Origin of the sequence: Pleomorphomonas koreensis DSM 23070 (genome assembly GCF_000425185.1) — a bacterium.
Lineage (GTDB): Bacteria > Pseudomonadota > Alphaproteobacteria > Rhizobiales > Pleomorphomonadaceae > Pleomorphomonas > Pleomorphomonas koreensis.
The window spans coordinates 275,781-293,924 of record NZ_KE384327.1 but is presented as its reverse complement, the minus strand read 5'-3'; the positions used below and the strand labels follow the sequence as shown (position 1 = coordinate 293,924).

Here is an 18,144-nt window from a genome sequence, read left to right as displayed (position 1 = left end):
ATGCGCGACGAAAGACGGCGTACCCTCGGGCGGCTCCGGATTGCCGGCGGGCGGCGAAGCCGCTATCAGTTCAGTTTAGAATGGGTCGAGACCGCAACGGCCCACCCCGCACCGCCCCGAGGTCCCGATGTCCCTCGCCGAACTCGCCAATCCCTCCCGCTTCCTGGCGCTGGCCGGCCGCCTGATTCCCTGGCTGGCCGGTATCACCGCGCTGCTGTTCGCGGCGGGCCTCGTCCTGGTCGCCCGCTCGCCGGCCGACTATCTCCAGGGCGAGACGGTCAAGATCATGTATATCCACGTGCCCGCCGCCTGGCTGTCGATGCTGGCCTATGGCGTGATGGCCGTCTCGGCGCTCGGCACGCTGGTCTGGCGGCATCCGCTGGCCGACGTCGCCGCCCGCGCCGCCGCGCCGATCGGCGCCACCTTCACGGCGCTGGCGCTGATCACCGGCTCGCTGTGGGGGCGGCCGATGTGGGGCACCTACTGGGAGTGGGACGCCCGCCTCACCTCGGTGCTGGTGCTGTTCATCATGTATCTCGGCCTGATCGCCCTCTGGCGCACCATCGAGGACCCGACGCGGGCCGCCCGCGCCGCCGCCATCCTGATCCTGGTCGGCTCGGTGAACCTCCCCGTCATCAAGTTCTCGGTCGACTGGTGGAACACCCTGCACCAGCCGGCCTCGGTGTTCCGCGTCGGCGGCCCGACCATCGACGCCGCCATGCTGGTGCCGCTCGGCGCCATGGCGCTGGCCTTCACCGCCCTTCTCTTGACGCTGCACCTCGCCGCCATGCGCAACGAGATCCTTCGCCGGCGCATCCGCGCCCTGGGCCTCACCGCCGCCGGAGCCGCCCGATGATCGCCCTTGGTCCCTATGCCGGTTTCATCCTCCTGAGCTACGCGGCGGCGGCCCTCGCCGCCCTCGGCCTGACGCTCTGGGTGGTCCTCGACCATCGCCGCCTCCTGAAGACGATGGCCGCCCTCGAGGCACGCGGGCTGACCCGCCGTTCGGCCCGCGCCGCCGCCCGTCTGGCCCCCGAAACCGCCCCGACGGCGCCGTCGCTGGAGACGGGGGCGTGAGCGAACCGAAACGCCGCCGCGCCAGCATCCTGGCGCTCATCCCGCTGCTGCTGTTCGTGGCGCTGGCCGCCCTGTTCTACGGCCGGCTCGGCGCCGGCGACCCGTCCGAGGTGCCGTCGGCGCTGATCGGCAAGCCGGTGCCGGCGTTCCGCCTCGATCCCGTCACCGGCCTCGCCCGCGACGGCGCGCCGGTGCCCGGCTTCGCCGCCTCCGACCTCGAGAAGGGCGTCTTTGTCGTCAACGTCTTCGCCAGCTGGTGCGCGCCCTGCCGCATCGAGCATCCGCTGCTGATGAAGCTGGCCGAGGAAGGCCGCGTCCGCCTCTACGGCCTTGCCTACAAGGACCCCGAGGAGCAGACGCTGCGCTTCCTCAACGGCCTCGGCAACCCCTATGCCGCCGTCGGCGCCGACCAGAGCGGCCGCGTCGGCATCGACTGGGGCGTCTATGGCGTGCCGGAAACCTTCGTGGTGGCCGACGGTCGCATCGCCTTGAAGCTGGTCGGCCCGCTGACGCCGGACCGCATCGCCACCGAGCTGATGCCGGCCGTCGACAAGGCGCTGAACGGGGTGCCTGCTCAGCCGGCACCGTAATCCCGGTAGCCGAAGATGGCGCTGCCGACCCGCACGTGCGTCGCGCCCTGGCCGATCGCCGTCTCGTAATCGGCCGACATGCCCATCGAGCGGAAGGCGACGCCGCATCGCCGCGCCAGTTCGTCGAGCAGCGCGAAATGCGGCGCCGGCGGATCGCCGACCGGCGGGATGCACATCAGCCCGGCAATGGCGAGGCCATGCGCCTCGCGGCAGCGTTTGACGAATTCCACCGTTTCGCGCGGCCGCACGCCGGCCTTCTGCGGCTCCTCGCCGGTGTTGACCTGGACCAGCAGCTTCGGGAAGCGGCCCTGCGCCGCCATCTCCCCGGCCAGCGCCGCGGCGATCTTGTCGCGGTCGACGCTGTGGATGACGTCGAACAGCGCCACCGCCTCGCGCGTCTTGTTCGACTGCAGCGGCCCGATCAGATGCAGCTCGATTGCCGGGAACTCCGCTTTCAGCGCCGGGAACTTCGTCGCCGCTTCCTGCACCCGGTTCTCGCCGAAGACCAGCTGGCCGGCGGCGACGGCGGCGCGGACGTCGGCTTCGCCGAAGGTCTTGGACACGGCGATCAGCGTCACCGATCCGGCCGGCCGGCCGGCCTCTTCCTCGGCGCCCTCGATCGCTGCCCGCACCCGTCCGAGCGCTTCGGAAATCGTCATGCTGTCCTCCGTTCCCAGGGGGCGATCCCTTTGCCTGTCTTTGGCGTCCGCCGCCGTCTTGTCAAGACGACGGAGGACGAGCCGCGCTACCTTGTTTCGCCATCTTCCGACCCTTAAGTGATAGCATCGCTTTATCGGGCAGTTTCGCAAGGAGACCCGGCCCGAGGCCTGAGAGGGTGCCGCCATGTTTCAAACCCCCAAGACGACGCGTCGCGCGGTCCTGACCGGCCTTGCAGCCGGCCTGACGCTGGCGCTCGCGCCGCTGCCCGCCGCCGCCAAGCCCAACCTCGCCAACCTGTCGCCCGAGCAGCTCGCCACGGTGCAGGCGGTCAATCGCTATTTCAACTCGATCACCACCTTCGAGGGCAAGTTCCTGCAGACGGCGCCGGACGGCAGCGAGACCAACGGCTATTTCGTCATCAGCCGGCCGGGCAAGATGCGCTTCCGCTACTATCCGCCGTCCAAGCTCGACATCATCGTCGACGGCCGCACGGTGGCGGTCGACGACAAGGCCATGCAGTCGCAGACGCTCTACCTCTTGTCGGAGACGCCGCTGCGCTTCCTGCTCGACAAGAACATCAACCTCCTGCAAGAGGCGGTGGTGCAGTCGGTCAGCGCCGATTCCGACTTCATCGTCATCCGCTTGCAGGACCCCGGCACCTTCGTCACCAGCCACCTGACGCTCTATTTCGACGCCCGCACCACCGAGCTGAAGCAGTGGACGGTGACCGACGATCAGGGCTACGACACCACCGTTGCCATCTACGAGACCAAGGTGGGCAATCCCACCAATCCCGAATGGTTTGAGATCAACTATTCCAAGTACAAGTGACGGCACGGGGCGCCCGCCCCACCCGACACCTCCGCCGCCGTCATGAGGAGCAACCGATGACCGACGCCCCCGCCGCGGGCCGCAAGGCTGAGAACCCGTGGCTCAAGCTGACACTGGAGCTTGGCCCGCTTCTCGTCTTCTTCTTCGCCAACGGCCGCTTCGGCATCTTCGTCGCCACCGGCGCCTTCATGGCGGCGATGGCCGTGTCGCTCGCCGCGTCCTGGGCGATCAACCGCCGGCTTGCCGTCATGCCGCTGGTCACCGGCATCGTCGTCGCCGTGTTCGGCACGCTGACGCTGGTGCTGCACGACGACACCTTCATCAAGATGAAGCCGACAATCGTCAACGCGCTGTTCGGCGGCGTGCTGCTCGGCGGTCTCGCCTTCGGCAAGACGCTGCTCGGCTACGTCTTCGACGGCGCCTTCCACCTCGACGCGGCCGGATGGCGCAAGCTGACCATCCGCTGGGGCCTGTTCTTCCTGCTGCTGGCCGTCCTCAACGAGGCGATCTGGCGAACCCAGTCGACCGAATTCTGGATCGCCTTCAAGGTGTGGGGCATCATGCCGCTGACGCTGCTGTTCTCGGTCGCCCAGCTGCCGCTCCTGACGCGCCACGCCATCGAGCGGCCGGAAGCGTGACGCGGACCATCGCCCAAATGGCGCTGCTGGTCGCCGACTATGACGACGCCATCGCCTTCTATGTCGGCGCACTCGGCTTCTCGCTCCTCGAAAACACCCCGCTCGACGACGGCAAGCGCTGGGTGCGGGTCGGTCCGCCCCTCGGCACCGCGCTGCTGCTTGCCCGCGCCGACGGTCCGGAGCAGACGGCGCGCATCGGCGACCAGACGGGCGGCCGCGTCTTCCTGTTTCTGGAAACCGACGACTTCGCCCGCGACCATGCGCTGTTCTCGGCGCGCGGCGTCCGCTTCCTGGAAGCGCCGCGTTCCGAGGCCTACGGCACCGTCGCCGTCTTCGAGGATCTCTACGGCAACCGCTGGGATCTCATCGAGCCGAAGCGCGCCGGCTGACGCCGCCCTGGCGACGCCAACGGGAACGCCGAGGGCTGGATCGGCATAAGCCTTTCGGTCTAGTGTCGCCTGATCCTCTTCCGCGACAGGGACATTTTCTTCCATGAGCCTCCACGACTTCGACACCGTCATCGATCGACGGCAGGTGCCCACCTCGAAATGGGACCGCTATCCGGCGGACGTGCTGCCGATGTGGGTGGCCGATATGGACTTCGCCGTCGCCGAGCCGATCGTCGACGCCCTTCGTGCCCGCTTGGACCATGCGGTATTCGGCTATGGCGGCCCGGTGCCGCGGGCACTGCGCGAGCTGATCGCCGCCGACATGCAGGACCTCCACGGCTGGACCATCTCGCCGGCCGATGTCGTCTTCCTGTCAGGCGTCGTCCCCGGCTTCAACCAGGCGCTCAAGACGGTGACCCGCCCCGGCGATCGCCTGGTGGTGGAGACACCGGTCTATCCGCCGATCCTCGCCGCCGCCGGCCACTGGGATCTCACCCGCGTCGACGTGCCGGTACGGCCGGTCGCCGATGGCTCCGGCGTCGATCTCGGCCGCCTGACCGTCGCGCTGGAGGGTGCCGCCGCCTTCCTGCTGTGCAACCCGCACAACCCCACCGGCCGCATGCGGACGCGGACCGAACTCGAAGCGATCGCCGGCGCCTGCCTCGCCTCTGATACGGTAATCGTTTCGGACGAGATTCATTGCGATATCGTCTACGGCGGCCGGCAGCACGTTCCGATCGCCGCGCTGTCGCCGGAGATCGCCCGCCGCACCATCACGCTGATGGCGGCCAGCAAGACCTACAACATCGCCGGCCTGAAGACCGCCTATGCCATCATTCCCGACGCCGAGCTGCGCCAGCGCTTCGTCGCCGCTCACCTCGGCTTGAGCGAAGGGGCCAACGTGCTCGGCCTCGTCGCCACCGAGGCGGCCTTGCGCTACGGCCGGCCTTGGAAGGCGGCGCTGCTCGCCTACCTCGAAGCCAACCGCGACCATCTGATGGCCCGGCTCGCGGCGGAGATCCCGGAAATCCGCATCTCTGCGCCGGAGGCAACCTACCTCGCCTGGCTCGACTGCTCGGCCCTCGACCTGGGCGACGCCCAGAAATTCTTCCTCGACAAGGCCCGCGTCGGCTTCAACCCCGGCGCCGACTTCGGCGGCACGCCCGACCATGTCCGCCTCAACTTCGGCTGTCCGCGCGCCCTGCTCGATGACGGCATCGATCGCATGGTGAAGGCGCTGTCGCAGCGTTAATTCGTGCCTGTTACTGCCGCTCGATCCGGATACGGTCCCGAAACGACAACGCCCCGGCGGATGACCTGCCGGGGCGTTTCGTTTGCGAATCGAATGGAGGCAGCCTTAGCCCTCCAGACGGCGGATGATCTCGTCGAGCTGATCAAGCGTGCCGTACTTGAGACGCAATTCGCCGGCGCCGTTCGACCGATGGCGGATTTCCACCGCCATGCCCAGCGCGTCGGCCAGCCGCTTTTCCAGCGCCTTGGTATCGGCGTCCTTGTCGGGCTTCGCCCCCTTCGCCCGGCCGTGCGGCTCGGCAATGGTCGCCTGGGCCAGCGTCTCGGCCGAGCGCACCGTCAGTCCCTCCTCGACGATGCGCCGGGCCAGCGCCGCCGGGTCGGGCGCGGCGATCAGCGCCCGGGCGTGGCCGGCGGTGAGCGCTCCGTCGTTGAGATACTGCTTCACCGGCTCGGGCAGCTTCAGGAGGCGCAGCGTGTTGGCGACATGGCTGCGGCTCTTGCCGATCACCGCCGCCAGATCGTTCTGCGTATACTCGAACTCCTGGATCAGCTGGTCGTAGCCCATCGCCTCTTCCAGCGGGTTGAGGTCCTGCCGCTGGACGTTCTCGATGATGGCGATCTCCATCGCCTCGCGGTCGGTGACGTCCTGGATCACCACGGGGATCTCGTGCTGGCCGGCCTTCTGCGCCGCCCGCCAGCGTCGCTCGCCGGCGATCAGCTCGTAGCCGCTGCCGTTGTTGGGCGCCGGCCGGACCACCACCGGCTGGATCATGCCGTGCTGGCGGATGGAGCCGGCCAGCTCCTCGAGGTCCTCCTCCTTGAACAGCCGGCGCGGGTTGCGGGGATTGGCGCGGATCAGATCGATCGCCACCTTGCGGATGCCGCGGACCCGCTCCACCACCTCGAACTCGGAGCCGGCGTCGCCGATCAATGCCGCCAGTCCCCGGCCGAGCCGCCGCCGTCCGCTCTCGTCGCCGACGCTGCTCATGACGTGTCTTCCTTTCAAGCGGCGGCGCGGAAGCGCCGCTCGCGCTGGATGATTTCCGATGCCAGCTTCAGGTAGGCCTGGCTGCCGGTGCATTTGAGATCGTAGAGCAGCGCCGGCTTGCCATAGGATGGCGCCTCGGAAACGCGGACGTTGCGCGGGATGATCGTCTCGTAGACGGCGTCGCCCATGTTGGCCCGCACGTCCTGCACCACCTGGGCGCTGAGGTTGTTACGACCGTCATACATGGTCAGCACGATGCCGTGGATGCCAAGCTCGGGATTGAGGCTGCGCTTGACCTGCTCGACGGTGGAGAGGAGCTGCGACAAGCCCTCCAGCGCGAAGAACTCGCATTGCAGCGGCACCAGGATGGAATGCGACGCCGACAGCGCGTTGATGGTGAGGAGATTGAGCGACGGCGGGCAGTCGATCAGCACATAGGTAAAATGCTTCTCGCGGCCAGCGGCATCCAGCGCCACCTTCTCGGCGTGACGGGCGATCGCCTTCCTCAGGCGATAGGCGCGATCGGCCGAGGCGGCGATCTCCAGCTCGACGCCGAGGTTGTCCAGCGTCGACGGCGCCACGGTGAGCCGCGGCACCGCCGTCGGCACCAGCGCTTCGCTCAGCTCGGCTTCGCCGATCAGCACGTCATAGGTCGACACCTTGCGCGACTTGCGGTCGATGCCGAGGCCGGTCGAGGCGTTGCCCTGCGGATCGAGGTCGACGATCAGCACCTCCTCGCCGATGGCGGCCAGCGCCGTGCCGAGGTTGATGGCGGTGGTGGTCTTGCCGACGCCGCCCTTCTGGTTGGCCAGCGACAGCACGCGGGGGATGTCGGGAAGACGGGTCATCGGCGGGCATCCTGCTTTGAAAGGCCGGGCGACAGGCGGCGGACATGGGTGACGATGACAATGCGGCTGTCTGGCTCGATCCGGCTCTGCTTTTCTACCAGATCGAAGGCCCAGGACGCAGCGGCTTGCCGGTATTCCGCCGCAAAATCCTGGCCCTTGTGGAAAACGCCGGTGGCGCCGGCTGCCAGCCAGGGTTCGGCATAGTCGAGCAGCCGGTCGAGCGAAGCCAGCGCCCGCGCCGATACGGCTTCGAATCGATCGACGCCGAATCCTTCCGGGTCCGTTGTGGATCGTTCCGCCAGCGACTCGATCCGTTCCGAAACGATCCGCGCCGGCAACTTCAATTCACGCGCCACGGTCTGCAGAAAAGCCGCCTTGCGGCCGTTGGATTCGACCAGCGTCACATGGCCGCCCTCGACATCGGCCAACAGGATCGCCGTGACGAGGCCGGGAAAGCCGGCGCCCGAGCCGAGATCGAGCCAGCGCCGCGCAGCCGGCAACGCCGCCAGCGCCTGGGCACCGTCGGCAACGTGCCGGCGCCAGATATCCGGCAGCGTCGACGGCGCCACCAGGTTCTTGACCGGTTGCCACTTGCGCACCAGGTCGACATAGGCGGCAAGACGCGTCTCCATCGCCGCATCAAGCGGCATGATTGCCCGCACTGCGTCGAGACCGTCGGCGTCGGATGGCGGGGACGGGGGCGCCTTGACAGCCATCAGGCCACCTCCTCGTTGCCGCTGGACAGCGGCCGCCGCGCCGCCAGCTTGCGCAGATGGGCGAGAAGCAGCGTCAGGCTGGCCGGCGTCACGCCGTCGATGCGGCCGGCCTGGCCGAGCGTCGCCGGGCGGACGGTTTCGAGCTTGTGCCGCACTTCGTTGGAAAGGCCGATCACCTGGGCATAATCGAGGTCAGCCGGCAGCGCCCGCCCCTCATCGCGGCGGAAGGCGGCGATGTCGGCGTCCTGCCGGTCGAGATAGACGGCATAGAGCGCCTCGGTCGCCAGTGCCGACGCCGCCACGGTATCGAAACGACCGAGGTCGGGCCAGATGGCGGCGAGCCGCGCCAGCGACATCTCCGGATAGGAAAGGAGGTCGTAGGCCGAGCGGCGCACGCCGTCGCGGTTGAGGGCAAGGCCATGGTTCTCCGCCTCGCGCGGACTGAGCGTCAGCGCCCGAGCGAGCGACCGGGCGGCATCGAGCGCCTGCATCTTGGCGGCAAAAGCGTTCGCCCGCCGGGCGCCGACGAGGCCGAGCGCGATCCCCCGCGCCGTCAGGCGCTGGTCGGCGTTGTCGGCCCTGAGCGACAGCCGGTATTCGGCGCGTGAGGTGAACATGCGATAGGGCTCGCTCACCCCCTTGGTAACGAGGTCGTCGATCATCACACCGAGATAGGCCTCGGCCCGGTCGAACACCACGCCGTCGCCACCACCGGCCCGGCGGGCGGCGTTGAGGCCGGCGACGAGCCCCTGAGCCGCCGCCTCCTCATAGCCGGTGGTGCCGTTGATCTGGCCGGCGAGATAGAGACCGCCGAGCTTCTTGGTCTCCAGCGTCGGATAGAGTTCGCGCGGATCGACGTGATCATATTCGATGGCATAGCCGTATTGGGCGATGCGTGTCCGCTCGAGGCCCGGAATGGAAGCAACGATCGCCTGCTGCACGTCCTCGGGCAACGAGGTCGAGATGCCGTTGGGGTAGACGAGGTCGCTGTCGAGCCCTTCCGGTTCCAGGAAGATCTGATGGCCGTCGCGATCGCCGAAGCGGACGATCTTGTCCTCGATCGACGGACAGTAACGCGGGCCGCGGCTGCCGATCTGGCCGGAATACATCGGCGAGCGATGAACGTTGGCGCGGATCACCGCGTGGGTGGCGTCGGTGGTGCGGCTGATGTGGCAGGCGACCTGCGGCCGGGCGATCGTCGCAGTCAGCGTCGAGAAAGGCTCGGGTTCATCGTCGCCCGGCTGACGCTCCAGGCCGGCGTAGTCGATGGTGCGGCCATCGAGACGCGGTGGCGTGCCGGTCTTCAGGCGGCCAAGCCTGAGGCCAAGCCGGGCCAGCGTCTTCGACAGGCCGAGCGCCGGCGGCTCGCCGATGCGGCCGGCCGGCGTCGTTTTGGGGCCGAGATGAATGAGGCCGGTCAAAAAGGTGCCGGTGGTCAGTACCACGGCACCCGTCACCAGCCGGCGGCCGTCGGCAAGCAGCACGGCCGTTACCCGGCCGCTGGATGTTTCGAGATCGTCCGCCTCGCCGTCGATCACCGTCAGATTGGCGGCCGCCGCCAGTTCGGCCTGCATCGCCGCCTTGTAGAGCTTGCGATCGGCCTGGGCGCGCGGCCCGCGCACCGCCGGTCCCTTGCGGCGGTTGAGCAGGCGAAACTGGATGCCGGCGGCGTCGGCCACCCGGCCCATCAACCCGTCCAGCGCGTCGATCTCGCGCACCAGATGGCCCTTGCCGAGGCCACCGATGGCTGGATTGCAGGACATCGAGCCCACGGTGGCAAAACTGTGCGTCACCAGCGCCGTGCGGGCGCCGGTCCGCGCCGCCGCATGCGCCGCCTCGGCGCCGGCATGGCCGCCGCCAATGACGACGACATCGAAGCTGTCAAACGCATCCATGTCCTGCTGGTCACCTTGCTGAATGGATTCTTGGGCCGGAGAAGCCGCTGTCCACGGTGCTTTTCCACCACCGCCGTCATGTCTGTTGGCAGAGAGACAGGACCTTAATAGGGCAAACCGCCGCCCGAGGTCAAAGACGAAAAGCGCGGATTTCCGCCATTTTCTTAGCCGCAACCCGATCCGTCACCTATTGAAGGCGCATTTCCGGAATCGGTTCGGCGGCGAATCCGTTGAGTTTTCCACAGGCTGGGGAGTGTTTCACGTGAAACACCGTTAATTTTCCATCCCCACTCTGCCGATCCGACGCTGACCCGATTCACCATGCCGGCCGACTCGTTTCGGATAGGAATCGATCATTTGCCAATACAGAAGGTGGAAAAAATCGAGCCGAGCACTTCCTCGACGTCGATGCGGCCGGTCAGCCGGCCGAGCGCGTCGCCGGCCTGGCGCAATCGATCGGCGGCGATCTCCACCGGCAGATCCGGCCGCTCCGCCCGGCGCAGCGCCTTGACTGCCTGTTCCAGGCATTGCCGCTGCCGCGCCCGGCTGACCAGCGGTGCCTCGCCGGCCAATCGGTCAGCAGCCTCCCGCGTCAGGCGGTCGAGCAGCCGGTCGAGCGTCCGGCGATCGTGGATCGATACGGCTTCGGTAGCACCATCGTGCAAGTCCGCCTTGCTGCGCAGCGCCAGCAGCGGCACGCCAAGGCCGGCGACATCGGTGGAAGGGCCGGTGCCATCCTCGTCCAGCCAGACGATCAGGTCGGCCGCCGCCGCCCGCGCCCGCCCCCGCCGGATACCCTCGGCCTCGATGGCATCGCCTGCGCCTTGCCGCAGCCCGGCGGTATCGACCAGCGTGACCGCGTAGCCGCCAAGGTCGAGCCGGACTTCCAGGAGGTCGCGCGTCGTGCCGGGAATATCGGTGACGATGGCGATGTCGCGCTCGGCCAGCGCATTGACCAGACTGGACTTGCCGGCGTTGGGTGGACCGAGCACCACAGCCTCGAACCCGTCGCGGATGCGCTCGCCGCGCCGACCGGCCTGCAACTCGCGCTCCATCTCCGCCCGCAGCAGGCCGGCGTCGATGCCCACGTCGGCGGCCACGGCCTCCGGCACGTCGTCTTCATCGGCGAAATCGAGATTGGCCTCGACACGCGCCCGGATTTCGATCAGCCGCTGCCGCCAGTCCTCGGCCCGTGCGCGGAAGGCGCCGCCGGCCAGGCGCAGCGCCTGCCGCCGCTGGCTGTCGGTGTCGGCGGCGATCAGGTCGGCCAGACCCTCGACCTCGGTAAGATCGAGGCGGCCATTGTCGAAGGCGCGGCGGGTGAACTCGCCAGCCTCGGCCAGCCGCAGCCCCGGCAGGCTACCGAGAAAGGCCAGGAAGGCGGCCACCACCGCCCGGCCGCCATGCAGGTGAAACTCGGCGACATCCTCGCCGGTGAAGCTGCCAGGCGCCGGGAAGAACAGGATCAGGCCCCGGTCGATCACCTCGCCGTCGTCACCATGCACATCCCGCAGCACCGCTCGCCGCGGCGACGGGAGGGCTCCAACGGTCGTTTCGAGCACGAGTCGGACCGCCGGTCCGGTCATACGAAGCACGGCGATGCCGCTTGGCAACGGACCGGACGACAGAGCGAAGATCGTATCGGTCACGACTCAATCCTCGGCGAGAGATTCAGCATTTTGTGAAAGCGTTTCGGAGGCGACTCGGAGCGCTCCGTGGCGCCTTTGCGAAAGCAACAAGAGCGAGTACTTCCGTCAAAACGGCACGGCACCCCGTAAGGCTCCGGCCGATCGGGAACGACGTATCGGCCGCGAATCGATCCGCGGCCGATGATTCACGTGAAACAGCCTATCAGGTGTTCATGGAATCGAAGAAGTCGTTGTTGGTTCGCGTCTGCCGCAGCTTGTCGAGCAGGAACTCGGTAGCGTCGGTGGTGCCCATCGGATTGAGGATGCGGCGGAGGACAAAGGTCTTCTTGAGCTTGTCCGGCACCACCAGCAGATCTTCCTTGCGGGTGCCCGAGCGCTGGATGTCGATGGCCGGGAACACGCGCTTGTCGGAGATCTTGCGGTCCAGGATGATTTCCGAGTTGCCGGTCCCCTTGAACTCCTCGAAGATCACTTCGTCCATGCGGCTGCCGGTGTCGATCAGCGCCGTGGCGATGATGGTCAGCGACCCGCCCTGCTCGATGTTGCGGGCGGCGCCGAAGAAGCGCTTCGGCCGCTGTAGCGCATTGGCGTCGACGCCGCCGGTCAGCACCTTGCCGGAGGACGGCACCACCGTGTTGTAGGCGCGGCCGAGGCGGGTGATCGAATCGAGCAGGATGACCACGTCACGTCCATGCTCGACCAGGCGCTTGGCCTTCTCGATGACCATTTCCGCCACCTGCACGTGGCGCGTCGCCGGTTCGTCGAAGGTGGAGGACACCACCTCGCCGCGCACCGAGCGCTGCATGTCGGTCACTTCTTCCGGCCGCTCGTCGATAAGCAGGACGATCAGATAGCATTCCGGATGGTTGGTGGTGATCGAATGGGCGATGTTCTGCAACAGCACCGTCTTGCCGGTACGCGGCGGCGCGACGATCAGCGCGCGCTGGCCCTTGCCGAGCGGCGCCACGATGTCGATGACCCGGGCCGAGAAGTCCTTCGACGGAACGCCCTCCACCTCCATGCGGAAGCGCTCGTCGGGATAGAGCGGCGTCAGGTTGTCGAAGTGCACCTTGTGGCGCGCCTTCTCGGGATCCTCGAAATTGACGGTGTTGACCTTGAGCAGCGCGAAATAGCGCTCGCCTTCCTTGGGGCTGCGGATCTGGCCCTCGACGGTGTCGCCGGTCCTCAGCGAGAAGCGGCGTATCTGGGCCGGCGAGATGTAGATGTCGTCGGGGCCGGGCAGATAGTTGGCATCCGGCGAACGCAGGAAGCCGAAGCCGTCCTGCAGCACCTCGACGACGCCCTCGCCGATGATCTCGACCTCCTGGTCGGCCAGCTGCTTCAGGATTGCGAACAGCAGCTCCTGCTTGCGCATGGTCGAGGCATTCTCCACCTCCAGCTCCTCGGCGACGGCCAGGAGTTCGGTGGGGGTCTTCTTCTTGAGATCCTGGAGCTTCATCTCCGACATGGATGCGGCATCTCTTGGCTGGAAACGGGAAAAGACGCCGAAAACACGTGCCTCCCCGCAACGGGGATACGCAACGACGAACTTTTCCGAAAGACGCGAACAGGCAGCGACGGCGGGGAGCCGCCACGGAGGAACTTCTCGGAACGATGTCCGGAAGGCGCCTGCTCGCGAGGCGAGGGACTCGGTTTCTATACCCCGTTCGGCCGGGCACGGCAAGCGTCCGGCCGGGGCAGCGTCAGAACGGCTTCAGCACCACCAGCGCCAGAATGGCCAGGAGGATCAGCGTCGGCAGCTCGTTGATCATCCGGAAGAAGCGCGAGGTATGGCGGTTGGCGTCGCGGGCGAAGGCCTTGCGCCAGACGTCGAGATGGACGTGGTAGGCGGTGAGCGCCACCACGAAGGCAATCTTCAGCCACAGCCAGGACGCGCCGGTGAACCAGTCGCCCTTGATGCCGAGCCACAGGCCGAAGCCCCAGCTGCCGATCATCGCCGGCTGCATGATGCCCTTGATCAGCCGCCGCTCCATCACCTTGAAGGTTTCCGATTGCACCGAGCCGGGCTCGGCGTCGGCGTGATAGACGAACAGGCGCGGCAGGTAGAAGATGCCAGCCATCCAGGCAAATACCGAGAACAGATGGCCGATCTTGATCCAGTCGTAGGCGTGGCCGATCATCGTTGCCCTGCCCCGCGCAGCCGCCCGAGCATGCGCGTGACGTTGTCGATGTCGCCATCCGGCGTGATGCCATGGCCGAGGTTGAAGATCAGCGGCCGGCCGCCCAGCCGGTCGAGGATGCGATCGACGGCGGCGTCGAGCGCCGCGCCGCCGGTGACGAGATGCAGCGGATCGAGATTGCCCTGCACCGGCCTCAGCGGCTGCACATGGTCGCGGACGAAATCGAGCGAGGCCTGCCAGTCGATGCCGACGGCGTTGACGCCGGTCTCTCGCACATAGGTCGGCAGATGGCCGCCCGCTCCCTTGGGAAAGCCGATCACCCGCGCTCCCGGCACCTCGCGCCGCAGGCCCTCGACGATGCGACGGGTCGGTTCGATCACCAGCCGCTGAAAGCCGGCATCGTCAAGCCCGCCGGCCCAGGTGTCGAAGATCTGCACCGCGTCGGCGCCGGCCCGCAGCTGGGCGGCGAGATAACCAATGGACGCCTCGACCAGCACATCGATCAGGCGATCGACGCCGGCGGGGTCGAGCAGCACCGCCTTGCGAGCCGGCAACTGGTCGGGCGTGCCGCGGCCGGCGATCATGTAGGTGAGGAGCGTCCAGGGCGCGCCGCAGAAGCCGAGCAGCGTCGTCTCCGGCGGCAGCGCGGCGCGGATGCGGCTAACCGCCTCGAAGACCGGCGCCAGACGTTCGACCAGCCGCTCCGGCTCGAGGCCCGGACGGGCGAGATCGATGGGCGAGAGGCGCGGCCCCTCACCGTCGACGAACCATACCTTCTGGCCGAGCGCCTGCGGCACGACGAGAATGTCGGAGAACAGAATGGCCGCGTCGAAGCCGAAGCGGCGGATCGGCTGCAACGTCACCTCGGTGGCGAGATCCGGCGTGTAGCAGAGATCGAGAAAGGAACCGGCCTTTGCCCTCACCTGCCGATACTCGGGCAGATAGCGGCCGGCCTGCCGCATCATCCAGACAGGCGGCGGCCACAGCCGCTCACCATCGATGACCCTGAGAAGGCATCGCTTCGCCGTCCCGTCGTCCGTGTTCTGAGGCGTCGCGCCGTCCGTGGTTTCCAAGTCAAGAATCCTTTTGAAGAGATTTTCTTTTTCTTATTGGCGAGGGATAGCAGGGATTGTCGCCTCTCCACAATCCGAACCGTGACGGGCGCCGAGGGCCGGTGCCGCTGGTGCCGCCGGCAGGCCAAGCCTGTGGCTTTTGTGGAAAACTTTAACGGATGGCGGAACGCCGCAAGTCTTAACGAAAGGTTAATGGGGATGACCGCCGAACAGTTAATGAACGGTTAAGGAGGCGCGTCGCTTTTGCACAGCGCCCACAGGCGGCGTTAGGATCATGCCCATCGGCGTCGATTGTTGATGGTTTGCCGGCCTCTCCACAGCCCCCGGCCGGGGCGTTGCCGAGGGCGGCTTTTATCCACCCCCGTCCCGAGGCACGACGAGTATCTGTGGATCGTCGTTGGACGAAAACAAGCCAAGTCATTGATCGGACGTCCTGAAAAAGAACTCGCCAACGGAGGCGCCTTCTGAGATGCTCTGCGCCGTCCTTTCGGAGCATGCCGGCCATGAAGCGGGGCCAGACCTATTTCCACATCCACCTCGTCTCCGATTCCACCGGCGAGACGCTGCTGGCCGTTGGCCGGGCGGCTACCGCCCAGTACGAATCCATGGTGGCGATCGAGCATATCTATCCGCTGGTCCGCTCGGTGCGGCACATCGAGCGGGTGATCGCCGACATCGAGGCGGCGCCGGGCATCGTGCTCTACACGCTGGTGCAGCAGGATCTTGCCTCCAAGCTCGAGGAGGCCTGTCAGGCGGCGGCCATTCCCTGCATCGACGTGCTGAGGCCGGTGTTCGACGTCTTCCGCTCCTTCTTCAACGTGCAGGCGATCGGCAAGGCCGGCGCCCAGCACGCCATGGACGCCGACTATTTCAAGCGCATCGACGCGCTGAACTTCACGCTGGCCCACGACGACGGCGCCCTGCCCGACGATATCGAGGAAACCGACGTCATCCTGATCGGCATCAGCCGCACCTCCAAGACGCCGACCTCCATCTATCTCGCCAATCGCGGCATCCGCACCGCCAACGTGCCGCTGGTACCGGGCATTACCGTCGCCGACAAGGTGATCGCCGCCAAACGGCCGCTGGTGGTCTGCCTGATCGCCACCGCCGAGCGGATCATGCATGTCCGCCAGAACCGTCTTCTGGCGCTCGCCGACCGCAGCCAGAATTCGCCCTATGTCGATAAGGCGTCGATCGCCCAGGAAATCCTCTATTCCAAGCGCCTGTGCGCCGAACACGGCTGGCCGATGATCGATGTGACGCGCCGTTCCATCGAGGAAACCGCCGCCGCCATCCTCGCCCTTTGGGATCAGCATCGCTACGGCAAGGCGCTCGACTCCTTCTCCGATAGCGTGCCGGGTGAACCATGAGCCTCATTCTCGCCTCGGCCAGTCCCGCCCGCGCCGCCCTGCTCACCGGCGCCGGCCTGATCTTCAAGCGCGTGCCGGCCGACGTCGACGAACGCCTGGTCGAGGAGGATCTCGGCGGCCTCGGCGCCGCCGACGTCGCCCAGGCGCTGGCCGACGTCAAGGCGGTGGAGGTATCGATGCGCCGGCCGGGTGACCTGGTCATCGGCGCCGACCAGACGCTGGCGCTCGGCGACGAGCGCTTCCACAAGCCGCGCGACCGCGAGGAGGCCGGCCGTCAGCTGACCCGCCTGTCCGGCCGCAGCCACGAGCTGCATTCGGCGCTGTCGCTGGCTCGCGGCGGCGAGGTGCTGCATCGGGCCGTCGATTCGGCCCGGCTGACCATGCGGCCGCTGTCGGCCCGTTTCATCAGCCATTATCTGGCGGTGGTCGGCGAGGCGGCTGTCGGCTCGGTCGGCGCCTACCAGCTCGAAGGCTACGGCGTTCAACTGTTCTCGGCGGTCGACGGCAACCACTTCACCATCCTCGGCCTGCCGCTGCTGCCGCTTCTTCATTTCCTGCGCGAGGAGGGGGTGATCGAACGATGATCCGCGCCGCCGTCATCGGCTGGCCTGTCGGCCAGTCGCGCTCGCCGCTCATTCATGGCCATTGGCTGAGGGAATTCGCCATCGATGGCGGCTATGACCGGCTGGCTGTCGCGCCCGAGCAGGCCGAAGCCTTCTTTGCCGGCTTCGCCGCCAGCGGCCTTGCCGGCGGCAACGTCACCATTCCCCACAAGGAGACGGCGGCGCGCGCGGCGGCGCATCGCACGCCGGTGGTCGAACGCATCGGCGCCGCCAACACGCTGTGGCTCGAGGATGGCCTGCTTTGCGCCGACAATACCGACGGCGTCGGCTTCCTCGCCAACCTCGACGAGCGGGCGTCCGGCTGGGACGCCGATCCCGGCGAGGCGCTGGTGCTGGGGGCCGGCGGCGCCGCGGTGGCGATCGTCGATGCCCTGGTGGCGCGCGGCTTCACGGTGCGGATCGTCAACCGCACGCTGGCTCGGGCCGAGGAGCTGGCCGGCCGCTATCCCGGCAAAGCCACCGCCGACATCCTTTCGGCGGCGAATCGATACGCGGCGACGGCCGGCCTCGTCGTCAACACCACCTCGCTCGGCATGAAGGGCGACGGCGCCATCGACCTCGACATGGCGGGCCTGCCGGCCGGAGCGGTGGTCACCGACATCGTCTATGTGCCGCTCGAAACGCCGTTCCTCGCCGCCGCCCGAGCGCGTGGCCTCCGCAGCGTCGATGGTCTCGGCATGCTGCTGCATCAGGCGGTGCCGGGCTTCGAGCGCTGGTTCGGCCGCCGGCCGGCGGTGACGCCGGGCCTGCGCGCCCTGATCGAGGCCGACCTGTGATCGTCATCGGCCTCACCGGCTCGATCGGCATGGGCAAGACCACCACCGCCGATCTGTTCCGGCAAAAGGGTCTGCCGGTATTCGACGCCGACGCCACTGTGCACGCCCTCTACGACGGGCCGCTCGCCGCGCCGATCGAGGCAGCCTTTCCCGGCGCGACGGTGGACGGCCGCGTCGACCGCGCCCGTCTCTCGGCGCGGCTCGCCGGCAACGCCGAAGCCTTCCGGCGGCTGGAAGCCATCGTCCATCCGGCGGTGCGGCGGGCGGAGGCGGACTTCCTGGCCGCCGCCCGCGCTGCCGGCGCCGCGGCGGCGGTGCTCGACATTCCCCTGTTCTTCGAGACCGGCCGCCACCGCGACGTCGACAAGGTGGTGGTGGTGTCGGCGCCGGCCGAGGTGCAGCGGGCACGCGTGCTCGCCCGGCCGGGTATGACCGAGGAGAGATTCGCCGCGCTCCTCGCTCGCCAGATGCCCGACGCGGAAAAGCGGGCACGCGCCGACTGGGTGGTGCCCACGGGCGATGGCATTCCGGCGGCGCGGGCGTCGGTTGAAGCCTTCCTCGCGGAATTGGCGGGGGACAAGCCGGCCCGGCGTCCTTGAATTCGCCATCGCCGGCGGGCAGGA

Annotated in this window: 20 protein-coding genes; 11 read left to right on the top strand and 9 right to left on the bottom strand. The window is 67.9% G+C overall.

Annotated features, from left to right (window positions below; genetic code table 11):
• Positions 1–127 precede the first annotated feature (127 nt).
• From ccmC to H512_RS0121450, 3 genes are read left to right on the top strand one after another with little or no spacing between them, the layout of a single operon-like run.
• Entirely contained in the window at positions 128–856 is a 729-nt protein-coding gene (ccmC, locus tag H512_RS0121460; RefSeq protein WP_026785153.1) for a heme ABC transporter permease CcmC, read from the top strand.
• Positions 853–1,077 (top strand): heme exporter protein CcmD, encoded by a 225-nt coding sequence (gene ccmD / locus H512_RS0121455; protein WP_036793090.1) that lies wholly within the window; start codon positions 853–855, stop codon positions 1,075–1,077. Before ccmC ends, ccmD begins: the two co-directional genes overlap by 4 nt.
• On the top strand, positions 1,074–1,667 hold the full coding sequence (locus H512_RS0121450; RefSeq protein WP_026785151.1) for a DsbE family thiol:disulfide interchange protein: 594 nt from the start codon (positions 1,074–1,076) through the stop codon (positions 1,665–1,667). Before ccmD ends, H512_RS0121450 begins: the two co-directional genes overlap by 4 nt.
• Here H512_RS0121450 and H512_RS0121445 read toward each other — a convergent pair.
• Complete coding sequence (locus H512_RS0121445; protein WP_036793088.1) at positions 1,652–2,326, bottom strand: YggS family pyridoxal phosphate-dependent enzyme; 675 nt, start codon at positions 2,324–2,326, stop codon at positions 1,652–1,654. The genes H512_RS0121450 and H512_RS0121445 overlap by 16 nt on opposite strands.
• 184 nt (positions 2,327–2,510) lie before the next feature.
• Between H512_RS0121445 and H512_RS25425 the strand changes: the two genes are divergently transcribed.
• The 4 genes from H512_RS25425 (at position 2,511) to H512_RS0121425 (ending at position 5,437) form a co-directional block, all read left to right on the top strand.
• A complete protein-coding gene (locus tag H512_RS25425) occupies positions 2,511–3,158 on the top strand; it encodes a LolA family protein (RefSeq protein WP_053240130.1) in 648 nt (215 codons plus the stop codon).
• 56 nt (positions 3,159–3,214) lie between these two features.
• Entirely contained in the window at positions 3,215–3,796 is a 582-nt protein-coding gene (locus H512_RS0121435; protein ID WP_026785149.1) for a septation protein A, read from the top strand.
• 17 nt (positions 3,797–3,813) lie between these two features.
• Complete coding sequence (locus tag H512_RS0121430; RefSeq protein WP_210162742.1) at positions 3,814–4,185, top strand: VOC family protein; 372 nt, start codon at positions 3,814–3,816, stop codon at positions 4,183–4,185.
• A 103-nt stretch (positions 4,186–4,288) separates the two neighbouring features.
• Complete coding sequence (locus H512_RS0121425) at positions 4,289–5,437, top strand: MalY/PatB family protein (protein WP_026785147.1); 1,149 nt, start codon at positions 4,289–4,291, stop codon at positions 5,435–5,437.
• A 105-nt stretch (positions 5,438–5,542) separates the two neighbouring features.
• On the opposite strand, the gene H512_RS0121420 is transcribed toward H512_RS0121425, so the two are convergent.
• The 8 genes from H512_RS0121420 to hemE form a co-directional block, all read right to left on the bottom strand.
• The gene (locus H512_RS0121420) at positions 5,543–6,427 is read right to left on the bottom strand and encodes a ParB/RepB/Spo0J family partition protein (protein WP_026785146.1); all 885 of its coding nucleotides are present in this window, start codon (positions 6,425–6,427) and stop codon (positions 5,543–5,545) included.
• Between the two features lie 14 nt (positions 6,428–6,441).
• Positions 6,442–7,275, bottom strand: coding sequence for a ParA family protein (locus H512_RS0121415; RefSeq protein WP_026785145.1), 834 nt, complete (start codon positions 7,273–7,275; stop codon positions 6,442–6,444).
• On the bottom strand, positions 7,272–7,991 hold the full coding sequence (gene rsmG / locus H512_RS0121410; protein ID WP_210162737.1) for a 16S rRNA (guanine(527)-N(7))-methyltransferase RsmG: 720 nt from the start codon (positions 7,989–7,991) through the stop codon (positions 7,272–7,274). The genes H512_RS0121415 and rsmG overlap by 4 nt, the downstream gene beginning before the upstream one ends.
• Complete coding sequence (gene mnmG, locus H512_RS0121405) at positions 7,991–9,886, bottom strand: tRNA uridine-5-carboxymethylaminomethyl(34) synthesis enzyme MnmG (RefSeq protein ID WP_026785143.1); 1,896 nt, start codon at positions 9,884–9,886, stop codon at positions 7,991–7,993. Before mnmG ends, rsmG begins: the two co-directional genes overlap by 1 nt.
• Positions 9,887–10,239: 353 nt before the next feature.
• Positions 10,240–11,535 carry a tRNA uridine-5-carboxymethylaminomethyl(34) synthesis GTPase MnmE gene (mnmE, locus tag H512_RS0121400; RefSeq protein ID WP_026785142.1) on the bottom strand — a complete coding sequence of 432 codons (1,296 nt, stop codon included), beginning with the start codon at positions 11,533–11,535 and terminating at the stop codon, positions 10,240–10,242.
• Between the two features lie 202 nt (positions 11,536–11,737).
• Complete coding sequence (gene rho / locus H512_RS0121395) at positions 11,738–13,003, bottom strand: transcription termination factor Rho (RefSeq protein ID WP_026785141.1); 1,266 nt, start codon at positions 13,001–13,003, stop codon at positions 11,738–11,740.
• Positions 13,004–13,238: 235 nt separating this feature from the next.
• A complete protein-coding gene (hemJ, locus tag H512_RS0121390; RefSeq protein ID WP_026785140.1) occupies positions 13,239–13,676 on the bottom strand; it encodes a protoporphyrinogen oxidase HemJ in 438 nt (145 codons plus the stop codon).
• Positions 13,673–14,641: a uroporphyrinogen decarboxylase gene (gene hemE / locus H512_RS0121385; protein ID WP_245585478.1), complete on the bottom strand. Its 969-nt coding sequence runs from the start codon at positions 14,639–14,641 to the stop codon at positions 13,673–13,675. Before hemE ends, hemJ begins: the two co-directional genes overlap by 4 nt.
• A gap of 611 nt (positions 14,642–15,252) precedes the next feature.
• Between hemE and H512_RS0121380 the strand changes: the two genes are divergently transcribed.
• From H512_RS0121380 to coaE, 4 genes are read left to right on the top strand one after another with little or no spacing between them, the layout of a single operon-like run.
• The gene (locus H512_RS0121380) at positions 15,253–16,122 is read left to right on the top strand and encodes a pyruvate, water dikinase regulatory protein (RefSeq protein WP_026785138.1); all 870 of its coding nucleotides are present in this window, start codon (positions 15,253–15,255) and stop codon (positions 16,120–16,122) included.
• Positions 16,119–16,706, top strand: coding sequence for a Maf family protein (locus H512_RS0121375; protein WP_026785137.1), 588 nt, complete (start codon positions 16,119–16,121; stop codon positions 16,704–16,706). Before H512_RS0121380 ends, H512_RS0121375 begins: the two co-directional genes overlap by 4 nt.
• A complete protein-coding gene (locus H512_RS0121370; protein WP_026785136.1) occupies positions 16,703–17,521 on the top strand; it encodes a shikimate dehydrogenase in 819 nt (272 codons plus the stop codon). The genes H512_RS0121375 and H512_RS0121370 overlap by 4 nt, the downstream gene beginning before the upstream one ends.
• The gene (gene coaE / locus H512_RS0121365; RefSeq protein WP_026785135.1) at positions 17,518–18,120 is read left to right on the top strand and encodes a dephospho-CoA kinase; all 603 of its coding nucleotides are present in this window, start codon (positions 17,518–17,520) and stop codon (positions 18,118–18,120) included. The genes H512_RS0121370 and coaE overlap by 4 nt, the downstream gene beginning before the upstream one ends.
• Positions 18,121–18,144 lie beyond the last annotated feature (24 nt).

What these genes read in the sequence shown, in the direction of transcription:
- ccmC (WP_026785153.1), top strand. Translation starts at nt 128, where the DNA reads ATGTCCCTCGCCGAACTCGCCAATCCCTCCCGCTTCCTGGCGCTGGCC.
- ccmD (WP_036793090.1), top strand. Translation starts at nt 853, where the DNA reads ATGATCGCCCTTGGTCCCTATGCCGGTTTCATCCTCCTGAGCTACGCG.
- H512_RS0121445 (WP_036793088.1), bottom strand. Translation starts at nt 2,326, where the DNA reads ATGACGATTTCCGAAGCGCTCGGACGGGTGCGGGCAGCGATCGAGGGC.
- H512_RS25425 (WP_053240130.1), top strand. Translation starts at nt 2,511, where the DNA reads ATGTTTCAAACCCCCAAGACGACGCGTCGCGCGGTCCTGACCGGCCTT.
- H512_RS0121435 (WP_026785149.1), top strand. Translation starts at nt 3,215, where the DNA reads ATGACCGACGCCCCCGCCGCGGGCCGCAAGGCTGAGAACCCGTGGCTC.
- H512_RS0121430 (WP_210162742.1), top strand. Translation starts at nt 3,814, where the DNA reads ATGGCGCTGCTGGTCGCCGACTATGACGACGCCATCGCCTTCTATGTC.
- H512_RS0121425 (WP_026785147.1), top strand. Translation starts at nt 4,289, where the DNA reads ATGAGCCTCCACGACTTCGACACCGTCATCGATCGACGGCAGGTGCCC.
- H512_RS0121420 (WP_026785146.1), bottom strand. Translation starts at nt 6,427, where the DNA reads ATGAGCAGCGTCGGCGACGAGAGCGGACGGCGGCGGCTCGGCCGGGGA.
- H512_RS0121415 (WP_026785145.1), bottom strand. Translation starts at nt 7,275, where the DNA reads ATGACCCGTCTTCCCGACATCCCCCGCGTGCTGTCGCTGGCCAACCAG.
- rsmG (WP_210162737.1), bottom strand. Translation starts at nt 7,991, where the DNA reads ATGGCTGTCAAGGCGCCCCCGTCCCCGCCATCCGACGCCGACGGTCTC.
- mnmG (WP_026785143.1), bottom strand. Translation starts at nt 9,886, where the DNA reads ATGGATGCGTTTGACAGCTTCGATGTCGTCGTCATTGGCGGCGGCCAT.
- rho (WP_026785141.1), bottom strand. Translation starts at nt 13,003, where the DNA reads ATGTCGGAGATGAAGCTCCAGGATCTCAAGAAGAAGACCCCCACCGAA.
- hemJ (WP_026785140.1), bottom strand. Translation starts at nt 13,676, where the DNA reads ATGATCGGCCACGCCTACGACTGGATCAAGATCGGCCATCTGTTCTCG.
- hemE (WP_245585478.1), bottom strand. Translation starts at nt 14,641, where the DNA reads ATGATGCGGCAGGCCGGCCGCTATCTGCCCGAGTATCGGCAGGTGAGG.
- H512_RS0121380 (WP_026785138.1), top strand. Translation starts at nt 15,253, where the DNA reads ATGAAGCGGGGCCAGACCTATTTCCACATCCACCTCGTCTCCGATTCC.
- H512_RS0121375 (WP_026785137.1), top strand. Translation starts at nt 16,119, where the DNA reads ATGAGCCTCATTCTCGCCTCGGCCAGTCCCGCCCGCGCCGCCCTGCTC.
- H512_RS0121370 (WP_026785136.1), top strand. Translation starts at nt 16,703, where the DNA reads ATGATCCGCGCCGCCGTCATCGGCTGGCCTGTCGGCCAGTCGCGCTCG.